Below are 10,154 nucleotides of genomic sequence, written 5' to 3' on the forward strand. Positions count from 1 at the left end.
ACCAGCGGCGCCAGGTACTGGTCGATGATGGCCTTGGCGATGCCCGGCGCCAGCGCCACGTTGCCGAGGCCGACGATGCCGTCGTCGGTCTCGATCTCGACCACCGTCCAGGCATGGAAGCGGAAGGTGCTCATGGTCTCGGCCGGCGAATAGAGCAGGTCCATCGCGTTGGAGCAGAAGTTGCCCTGGGGCGGAACGGTCTTGCCCTTCCATTCGAAAACGCGGGCGCGGACGGATTTGATCTTCATGGTGTCTCTCTGGTGGGGGAGGGGTTCAAGCGGGTGTGTGGTGGGCGAGGCGGTGCGCAGCGCCCATGCGGCTCGCGATGCGGAAGGCCTGCCACATGGCTTCGACGCTGGCCTTGCCCTGGCCCGCGATGTCGTAGGCGGTGCCGTGCGCCGGTGTGGTGATTGGGATCGGCAGCCCGCCCTGCACCGTGACGCCGCGGCTAAATCCCATCAGCTTGATGGCGATCTGGCCCTGGTCGTGGTACATGGTGACGACGGCCTGGTAGTCGCCCGCCTGCGCCTTCAGGAAGATGGTGTCCGCCGGGAAGGGGCCGTGGAAGGGTGACTCGGTCGGCCAGTCGCGCGCCTGCAGGCGCTGCACGGCCGGGATGATGATGTCGACCTCTTCGCGCCCGCACAGGCCCCCATCGCCGCCGTGCGGATTGAAGGCCGCAACGGCAATCTTGGGTTGCGCTACGCCGTTGGCCAAGAGCGAGTCGTAGATCAGTTCGGCTGCTTGCTCGATACGCTCCACGCTCAGGTAGCTGGCCACGTCCTTCAGCGGCACGTGCGAGGAGATGCGCGAGGTCCAGAGTTCACCGAGGGTGTTGAACTCGCAGAAGTAGCCGGYAACGCCCAGGTGCTCCGCGAAATGGTGCAGCTCGTCCTCGTGCTGCATGCCGCCGATCTTCATGGCGTGCTTGTTGAGCGGTGCGAAGCAGATCGCGTCAACCTCGCCGGCCAGCGTCGCGTCCATGCACTGGTCGAGCATCTGCAGGACCGAACGGCCGCCCGGCGCCGCGGCTTGGCCGCGCTGCACCAGCGCAGGGTCGATGCTGGATGCAGCCAGGAATGCAGGGCGCGTCGTGCCGGCGCGCCCACGCACCTCGGCCAGCGAATGCACCTCGTCGGTGACGACGGAGATGCCGGCGATGCGTTGGCCTTCGTCCCACAGCCAGCGGTCGCCGACCAGCACGATGTTGGCGAACGCCGTGGCTTCAGGCTTGGCCAACAGCTTGGCGATCAGTTCGGCGCCGATGCCGGCAGGGTCGCCAAGGGTGAGCGCGACAACGGGAAGGGAGGTTGTGTTCGTCATGTCAATCCAGACGGATGTGGTTTCTCTTGATGACCTCGCCGAAGCGCTTGTATTCGGCGGCGTGGAACTGCGCGAACTGCGCCTGGGTCATGGGCGTGATCTCGGCGCCGATGGCATCGAGGCGGGTCCGGGTCTCGGGCATCGCGAGCACCTGGTTCAGGGCGGCGTGCACCTTGTCCTGCACCGCCGTGGGCGTTGCAGCGGGCATGTAGATGCCGTACCAGGCGCTCATCTCGACGTGCGGCACGCCCGCTTCGGCCAGGGTCGGCACGTTGGGCAGTTGCGCATTGCGCTTGGCGGTGGTCACCGCCAGCGCGCGGACCTTGCCGTTCCTGATCTGGCCGATCGCCGAAGGCAGGGTGTCGAAGCTCAGCTGCACCTGACCGCCGATCAGGTCGACCAGCGCAGGGCCGCTGCCCTTGTAGGGCACGTGCGTGATGTCGACGCCGGTCGCATCCTTGAACAGCTCTGCCGCAATGTGCTGGGTGCTGCCGGCGCCGCTGGTGGCGTAGTTGAGCTTCCCGGGTTCCTGCCGGGCCAGCTTGATCAGCGCCTGAACCGAGTCTGCCGGCACGCTGTTGCTGACCACCAGCACGTTGGGCACCGCGCCGACGAAGGCGACCGGCACCAGATCGCGGTTGCTGTCGTAATTCAGCTTGAGCAGGTGCGGTGCGATCGCGTGCGCCGTGACCACGCCCATGACCATGGTGTGGCCGTCGGTGGACTTGGCCGTGGCATCGGCTGCCAGGGTGTTGGAAGCGCCGGGCCGGTTCTCGACCACCACCGGCTGTTTGAGCAAAGGGCCGAGCCGGTCGGCCACCGCGCGGGCCATCGCGTCGGTGCCGCCGCCAGCCGCGGAGCCGACCATGATCCTGATCGGGCGGGTGGGCCAATCCTGGGCCTGCACGGCGCCCGTGGCGAGCGCCAGCACCCCTGCGGCCGCAGCCGCCATGAGCTTCTTCATCTGCTTGTCTCCAGACTGTTTCGAGGAATCGTTGGCGGCAATCGTAGGGATGCGATTGATATGCGTAAACTGAAAACTCTTGATCGATCAATATCCAGAGGTAATCAATCGTGGGCTCCATCGACAAACAGGATTCGACCCCCCAACTGCTCAACCGCGTTCGCATGAGGCAGGTTGCGCTGATGCTGGCAGTGGAAGAACGGCGCACCCTGCGCGCCGCCGCCGATCAACTTGGCCTGACGCAGCCGGCCGCCACCAAGATGCTTCACGAGCTCGAGAGCGCACTGGGCCAGCCGCTGTTCGAGCGAGCCGGGCGCGGTCTGCGGCTCAACGCCGCGGGCGAGCGCGTGATGGGTTACTTCAGGGGGATTCGCGGCAGCATGGAGGCGCTCAATCGCGAACTGCATGAGTTCCAGCTCGGCAGCGTTGGCAAGTTCTCGCTCGGCAGCATCATGGCCGCCTCGCCCGGCCGGCTGACCGATGCGCTCACCGAACTCAAGGCGACCCATCCCTTGTTGGCCATCGAAATTGCGGTGGACACCAGCGACAAGCTGCTCGCCCAGCTGCACGAGGGTGTGCTCGAGGTCGTGGTGGGGCGCCCCGTGGGTCCCGAAGCGGCGATCTGCACCTTCAAGGCCATTGAGGACGAGTCCTTGGCGGTGGTTGTCGGCAACGAGCATCCGCTGGCCGGGCAGTCACGCGTGGCCTTCGCCGATCTGCTGGACTACCCATGGATCCTGCAGCCGGCGCACAGCCCCATGCGCGACGTGATCGAGCGCGAGTTCCAGGTGCACCACGCGGCGATGCCGCGCGGCCTGGTCGAGACCGGTTCGATACTCACGACCATCAACCTGATTTGCAAGTCCCGGATGATCGGCGTGATCCCGGCGACGGTCGCGCGGCGGGACGCCGAGCACGGCGTGCTCAGCATCGTGCGCTACGCGATCCGGCACAAGCTCGCGACCTACGGCAGCATCGTGCGCAGCGACCGGCCGCTCAGTACGCCAGCGGAACAGTTTCTGGAACTGTTGCACCGGAAGCAGTAAGCCAGTGCCCGGCGTCAACTGCTTTGAGGCGCGTGTTGCCTCACGGAGAAATGTTACCCGACCAGTGGTCCCGGTTTCGGGGGATTTTTTCGGGTCTTCCGCACTTTGTGTGACGCGGATGTGGCGATGTGCATGGTGCGGAATATTCGAAGGGATCGGGTCTCCGGATCCGGACTGGCACAGTTTGGTCCCGGCTATCCAATCCGCGAGCGCAGGCGGTTCGTGCAAAGTCGCCGGCTTCATCGATGGGCCGCCGCGGCGACATCGATGCGTGCCTTTACGCGTCAGTTCGAGCCCAGAACTCGCAGCCGTAGCAACTCGACGCTTGCCCGCGCGTACATCTGGCGCTTGAGGTACTTCAAGCGGTTGACATGGCCCTCCGTCTTGCCATTGCTCCAGGGCGGCGTGAAGGCCGCCCGCACGACAGCCAAGTCGTTGCGCAAGCTACCCGCGAAACTTCGCATCTCAGGCGCGCTGCACTTGGACAAACGCATGAGCCAACGGTCGAATTCCCGTGGACGTCGCCGGTGCATGAGTCCGAGGAACTCACGCGCAAGGCTGCGAACCTCGGCGACCACGGGTTCGATCTCGCACAGCGCCCGCACGAACCGCTCGTGGTCGACATGCTTGGAGTCCATCCATTTCTTGGGGGTGTGCAGTGCAGCAAAGTAAGCTTCGGCGATGGAAACCGGGGCATCTTGGCAGGAGATCCTGCAACTGCGCGCCGTGCTGGAGAGCATCCAATTCTTGGGGGCCTGCACTGCAGCAAATCTTCAACTGCAGGACTGTTGCCCAGAAGGCGCCCCTGGTTTGCGTCGCCAAGGACTGCTTTGCTGCACCGCACACCCGCAGCTTCTGGATGCTCTCCAACTACCGGAGTCACCGACGCCGGTCGTCTACGTCGAAGAAGTGTCCTTCGCGTCGCACCGGATCGAGGGTGTCTGCGAGGGCTACTGGTCCCAACTCAGATGTCCTCACGCTTGACGGGCTTCAAGGCCATCATGCCGTCGCCAAGGAGGAACAAGACAATCAAGCCCACGACCCAGAACGCTGGGAACTCCCAGCCGCCGCCCTTGCCGCTGAAGAGCCAGCCGTTCGCACCGTGCACAAACGCAATCGTGCCGAGCAACTCCACCGCCAAGGGAAGAGCAATCCGGGGCGCGTAGACCCCGAGAATCAGCGCGATTCCGCCCAACAGTTCCAGCACGATAACGGCATAGGCAAGGGCGGCTGGCAGCCCGAGTGAGCCGAAGTAGCCGACAAACCCGGGGACGCCGAAGACGAAAATCTTGAGGCTTACGTGGGCCAGAAACATGATGCCCAGGCTCACGCGCAAGAGCAGAGCGGCAAGGGGAGCGGTGGAAGTCTTGATCATGATTTGATCCGGTGTCGATCGATGCCTGGGTAAACAGAAGAACTTGGGATAGATGCGCTGTGAAGGCCCCGGCGAAGCGTCTCGGCGATCTCAATGCGTCGCCCCCACCCGAGCGCAATTCGGCCCTATTGACAGGAGAAATTCGCTGCGTCGTCGAGACTTCCGGTGCCCTTGTATTTCGGGAACTTCGGGTATGGGCACAACGGGCGAGTACGTCCGGGCGGGATGCCTGAGCCGGTCATGTCCGGATTCTGCGCCGCGGTACGCGTCGTGCCGATCACGCTGTCGGGCGCCTGGCCTTTCTCCACCCACGCGACCAGAGCCGTCAAGAAGTCGAACTGATCGGTCGACGGCCCGCCAGCCGTGTGGGTCATGCCCGCGACGTCGAACACCCGCGCGAAGTTGCTGGCGTCGCCATTGTTGGCGGCCGCCAGGCCCTTGTACCAGGCGATCGTGTCGTTGTAGGAGAACACCGGATCGGCCGTGCCATGGAACACGATCAATTTGGCGCCGCGATCGCGCAGCTTGCTCAGGTTGGTAGGGTCGGGCGGCGTCATGAACGACATCGACGATTCGGTGAACACCGGAGTCGTTCCGTTGATCAACGCTTCGGCCTTGTCGAAGTCGTAGTTCAACGTCCAGTCGATCATCGTGGGGCCCAGGCCGGTCATCACGGTCGGGTCGGCGGGCGGCGTGCTGAAGATGAACGCCGCCGCCGACACGAAGCCCACGTTATTGCCGTACTTGTTCGTGCCGGCGCCCGTACCGCTAGTGACGCCCGTCATGTAGCCGCGCCAGTTGGCACCATAGATGCCGTTGGTCCAGGGCCAATCGGAGTAGAGCGCTTTGCCGGCCGAGTTCTTGGGACCGGCGAACATCTTGGCCAATGCCGTTTTTTGCACCGCGCTCAAGCAGGTGCCGTCAGGCGCTTGGCCGGCAGCGCAGGTGGCGACGTCGTTGGCCAGCGAGAATGCGCTCTGGCATCCCTGCACGTCCTGCACCATGCCATCGACCGCACCGTCCAGCGCATCGCATTTGGCCAGCACACGATTGCTCGCGTAAGTCATGTCGGCGAGCGATAGCGCGCTCCAGATCGCCGGCCGGTTGGTCACCGGATCGATCGACGTCGCGGCGGCCATCAGGATCTGGTTGCTCCACTCCTCCGCGATGCGGGACTTGGGCAGGTTGAAGCCCGGCGAGCCTGCCAAGATGCCATCGTAGTCGGCCGCAAAGCGCGCGGCAGCGACCATGGCATGGCGACCGCCGTTGGAAGCACCGACCATGTAAGAACGGTCAGGTCCACGGCCGTAAGCGGCGGCGATCAGGCTCTTGGCCATCGGCGTGAGCGAACCCACGGCGGCATAGCCATAGTCCTTGCGCGCTTGCGGGTCGAGCCCGAAAACCTGGCCAGAGATGCCCAGGCCGGTGGCCGGATCGTTCGGGTACGACGCGCTGTTCGGTGCATGGCCGGCGTCGGAGGTCAGGACCGCGAAACCCTCGATCAAGCCGTTGCTGGTCGGGCTGCCGCCGAGCTTGCGGCCGAAGGCGCGCGTAGTGTCGGTCGTGATGAAGCCGTCGTTGCCGCCATTGACCTGATGGAAGAAGCGGCCGCTCCAACTGGTGGGCAGCCGCATCTCGAAGTTGATCGCGTAGCTCTTGCCGTCGATGCCGGTGCGTGAGTTCATCTTGCCGACGACGACGCAGTGGGCCGGCAACTTCAGAGTCACGCCGTCGGCGGTGGACGTCACCGCGTCCGCTGCCATCAGGCTCGCGGACGTGATGGTCGTATTGGCGAAGGTGAATCCGGTCAGCAATGTGCAGTTCGCGAGCGTGCCGGGCTGCGCTGCTGCGAGCTGCGGGAGGGTGGCAGTGGCACTGCCACCGCCACCGCCACCGCCACCGCCACCTCCGCCGCAAGCGGACAGCAGGGCCGCAGCACAAGCTGCGGTGATGGCGGCCCGGGCGAGGAATGGCTTCGGTCGGGCGACGGCGCGCGGGTGAAGGGTCATTGGATTGCTCCAGTCAATGTTCTGTGTCCCGGCAATGCGGTGCGCTGGATCCAAAGTGCTGCCGGGGGCCGAGATGGAGAGAGGCGAACTGCCAGCCTCCAAGGCATTCCATCTAGTTACTTAATATAATTAAGTAATTGACTCGAACTCTCGGTACTTTCCCTACGGAGCACGCGATCATTTAGCAAACTTAGTTTGTTACTTGATCCTGAGCAGACCGGCGCCGGTATCGCCCGGCGAGAATGGCGCCATGATTCGCGAAGAACGCACAGTCGATGAACTCACGCCCCTGGGCGGCCTTGACGAAGGGGGTATTCACCGGCTGCTCGGGTACCAGCTCGCGCAGGCTGCAATCCTTACGACCGCGGCTTTTGTGAGCGTCGTGGGCAAGCCGCTGCGGCTGCGGCCGGTCGAATTCACGATCCTGCAGCTGGTTCGCGAAAACGCACCTGTGACGGCGACGAAGCTGGCGAAAGCGCTGGGGATCACGGCCCCGGGCGTCACCATCTGGCTGGATCGTCTTGAGCAGCGCGGTCTGCTGAACCGCGAGCGCAACGAGACCGACCGCCGCACTCAGAACGTGGGCGTCACGCGCGAAGGCGCCGAACTCGTTGCCACGGCGACGGACCGGCTGTTGCTGGCCGATCGCGACCTTCTCAAGCACTTGAGCGAAGGCGAGCGGCACATGCTGGTGGAGTTGCTGCACAAAGTGGCGCGCGCCCGCAAGCGCTGAGCACCGGAATGGGGGACAGCGCGGCGAACGAGTCACCATTTTTTCATCCGCTCCCGGAATTGGCGCTCCTCAACAAGAACGTCCAAGCACAAGCCCAGTCGACCATTTGTGGCGCCACTCCGCCGCGCATCGCTTGTATAGAAGTCGCCCTTAAACCCGTACTAGGCTTTGCCGACGCCAGAGGAGGACTTGCGTGTCCCCTGAGGCTTGCGCACCGCGGCCAATGTACCCGTGAGCAGCGCCCGGCTCGCGTCGTGCAATTTCCTTCCTTCACTGAGCGCTTGAAGCTCGTCCAGCCTCTGCTGGAGCGCTGAACCTACGACTGGGTCTGCGATAGACGCGTGGGAGCGGCCCGAGCAGTCAGCCAATGCTGCACGTCGAACTCGTCCCGCACGCCATGCGGCTGACCATCGCCAGCACGCTCGGCCTCGACGAGCTTGCGTGTCTGCTCTTCCAATTTGGGCGGGCTGCGACCGCGGCCGACGCCATCACTCGCGGCAGCAACGCGAGGGGCCTCGAGCAGTGTGAAGTCTTCTTGATGTGCCGCAAACTTTCGACTCGGATGATGCACCATACTGCATCGTATCCGATGAGTTTAAGCAATAAAGTGCCTATGTTCATGCCGGATGCCCATCCACCGAGGAGATCCTATGAGCCAAGACGACACCTTGATCGAAGCCCGCGAATCGGTCCAAAGCGACCGCTTTGTCGAAATCAGCTACAACGACGCCATCCCGAACAACGTCGACCTCTCGTCCGACCGGCAGTTGCTGCGTGCGTTGGAGAGCTGGCACCCGGCCTATTTGGATTGGTGGAAAGATATGGGCCCGGACGGCTTCCAAAACGCCGAGGTCTACCTGCGCACAGCCGTCGGAGTAGACCCCGCCGGTTGGGCCAAGTTCGGCTACGTGAAGATGCCCGACTACCGGTGGGGCATTCTGTTGGCGCCCAAGGTCGAAGGCCGCACCATCCCCTGCGGCCGTCACAAGGGTGAGCCGGTGTGGCAGGAGGTGCCTGGCGAGTACCGCTCGCTGCTGCGCCGGCTGATCGTCGTTCAGGGCGACACGGAGCCCGCCTCGGTAGAGCAGCAGCGCTACCTGGGGCGCATGGCGCCCAGCCTGTACGACATGCGCAACCTTTTCCAGGTGAACGTGGAAGAGGGGCGCCACCTCTGGGCCATGGTCTACCTGCTGGTCAAGCACTTCGGCAAGGACGGCCGCGAGGAAGCTCAGGCCCTGCTGGAGCGCCGCAGCGGCCAGCAGGACAATCCGCGCATTCTTGGCGCCTTCAACGAGCGCACGCCAGACTGGCTGAGCTTCTTCATGTTCACCTACTTCACTGACCGAGACGGCAAGATGCAGCTCGCCGCCTTGGCCGAAAGCGGGTTCGACCCCCTGTCGCGCTCGTGCCGCTTCATGCTGACCGAGGAAGCGCACCATTTGTTCGTGGGCGAGACCGGTGTGGGCCGCACGGTCGAGGCCACGTGCGCTGCGATGGTCAAGGCCGGCATCACCGACCCGTACGACACCGCGGCGATCCGCAAGCTCGGCGTGGTGGACCTGCCGTTGCTGCAGCGCAAGGCCAACTTCCACATGTCCGTGACTCGAGACCTCTTCGGCAGCGAGATCTCCAGCAACGGCGCCGAGGCCTTCAGCTCGGGCCTGAAGGGCCGGTTCAACGAGGCCAAGCTCGCTGGCGACGACCACAAGCTGGAGCACGAGACCTACACCGTCACCCGCGTGGTCGATGGCACGCTCATCGAAGAGCAAGTGCCGGCCCTGCGCGCCATCAATTGCCGTTTGCTCGACGACTACATTGCCGACTGTCAGGGCGGCATCGACCGCTGGAACAAGATCATCGAGAAGGCCGGCATCAACTTCCGCTTCTCCCAGCCGCACAAGGGATTCAATCGCAAAATCGGTGAATTCGCCGGCCACGCCATCAGCCCCGCGGGTGAAATCGTGGGTGCCGAAAGTTGGGCTGCGTTGAAGGACGAATGGCTGCCGAACGCGGATGACATGGCCTTCATCAACTCGCTGATGAAACCCTGTCTCGTGCCCGGTCAGTACGCGAGCTGGATCGCCCCGCCGCGGATGGGCATCAATCAGCAGCCGGTGGAGTTCGAGTACGTCAAGATTGACTGACCACTGCGAGTCACCGGGCGCCCGCGACGCTGATCGTCGATCGATCGTCGCGTCGTAGCGCACGGCGAAGTGCGCCGCCTCGATGAAGGCCCAGGCCAAATATTTGTTGCCGCATTTGACGTTGCCTTCGCCTTTCTTCTTGCCGTTCGACTCACGCTCCGGAGCCCGCAAGGGCCGTTCACTCGAGGCGCGGCGACGAGTGTCCGCAATGCATCGAAGCGGTGATTGACACCGGCGGCGCGGGGTTCGGCCTAAGACATCGCCAGTGCGTTCGTGGAGTCCGCGGTGAACCAGCTCATTGTGCTGGTGTTCAGGTAGCGCGCGAAGCACCTGGTGCTAGGGATGGTCTGCAAAACAGGCCCATCCCTTGCATGATCTGAGCCCATGATTTCCAAACGCGTGACGCCCCCTAATCAGCTCGGCTTGGGCCTGAACCTGTCCACCAAGAAGACGCGCAAGCGCGAGTTTCTCGACGAGATGGATCGGGTGGTGCCCTGGGGCGCACTGGTTCAAATCGTCGAGCCGCATGCGCCGCGGGCAAAGACCGGTCGACCACCGTT

General features: G+C 64.1%; 8 protein-coding genes and 1 pseudogene. 3 read left to right on the top strand and 6 right to left on the bottom strand.

The window, feature by feature from the left end; translation table 11 throughout:
• The 3 genes and pseudogenes from AC1DYD_RS40330 to AC1DYD_RS40340 all read right to left on the bottom strand — a co-directional run.
• A pseudogene (locus AC1DYD_RS40330) lies at positions 1–248 on the bottom strand (L-rhamnonate dehydratase); the annotation flags it as partial.
• 25 nt (positions 249–273) lie between these two features.
• Positions 274–1,323, bottom strand: a complete 1,050-nt coding sequence (locus AC1DYD_RS40335) for a 4-hydroxythreonine-4-phosphate dehydrogenase PdxA (RefSeq protein ID WP_478178323.1) — start codon at positions 1,321–1,323, stop codon at positions 274–276.
• Position 1,324: 1 nt separating this feature from the next.
• On the bottom strand, positions 1,325–2,287 hold the full coding sequence (locus AC1DYD_RS40340; protein ID WP_478178324.1) for a Bug family tripartite tricarboxylate transporter substrate binding protein: 963 nt from the start codon (positions 2,285–2,287) through the stop codon (positions 1,325–1,327).
• Positions 2,288–2,397: 110 nt separating this feature from the next.
• On the opposite strand from AC1DYD_RS40340, the gene AC1DYD_RS40345 reads away from it, so the two are divergent.
• A complete protein-coding gene (locus AC1DYD_RS40345; RefSeq protein WP_478178325.1) occupies positions 2,398–3,333 on the top strand; it encodes a LysR family transcriptional regulator in 936 nt (311 codons plus the stop codon).
• Positions 3,334–3,617: 284 nt separating this feature from the next.
• Here the strand turns inward: AC1DYD_RS40345 and AC1DYD_RS40350 are convergent, their stop codons facing one another.
• The 3 genes from AC1DYD_RS40350 to AC1DYD_RS40360 all read right to left on the bottom strand — a co-directional run bounded on the left by AC1DYD_RS40350 (position 3,618) and on the right by AC1DYD_RS40360 (position 6,717).
• On the bottom strand, positions 3,618–4,073 hold the full coding sequence (locus AC1DYD_RS40350; RefSeq protein WP_478178326.1) for a transposase: 456 nt from the start codon (positions 4,071–4,073) through the stop codon (positions 3,618–3,620).
• Positions 4,074–4,297: 224 nt separating this feature from the next.
• Entirely contained in the window at positions 4,298–4,708 is a 411-nt protein-coding gene (locus AC1DYD_RS40355) for a DoxX family protein (protein ID WP_478178327.1), read from the bottom strand.
• A 125-nt stretch (positions 4,709–4,833) separates the two neighbouring features.
• The gene (locus tag AC1DYD_RS40360; RefSeq protein ID WP_478178328.1) at positions 4,834–6,717 is read right to left on the bottom strand and encodes a tannase/feruloyl esterase family alpha/beta hydrolase; all 1,884 of its coding nucleotides are present in this window, start codon (positions 6,715–6,717) and stop codon (positions 4,834–4,836) included.
• Positions 6,718–6,967: 250 nt separating this feature from the next.
• Between AC1DYD_RS40360 and AC1DYD_RS40365 the strand changes: the two genes are divergently transcribed.
• Positions 6,968–7,450 carry a MarR family winged helix-turn-helix transcriptional regulator gene (locus AC1DYD_RS40365; protein WP_478178329.1) on the top strand — a complete coding sequence of 161 codons (483 nt, stop codon included), beginning with the start codon at positions 6,968–6,970 and terminating at the stop codon, positions 7,448–7,450.
• A gap of 650 nt (positions 7,451–8,100) precedes the next feature.
• Complete coding sequence (gene boxB, locus AC1DYD_RS40370; protein WP_478178330.1) at positions 8,101–9,594, top strand: benzoyl-CoA 2,3-epoxidase subunit BoxB; 1,494 nt, start codon at positions 8,101–8,103, stop codon at positions 9,592–9,594.
• Positions 9,595–10,154 lie beyond the last annotated feature (560 nt).

This window comes from Variovorax sp. P4_B11, from assembly GCF_056402355.1.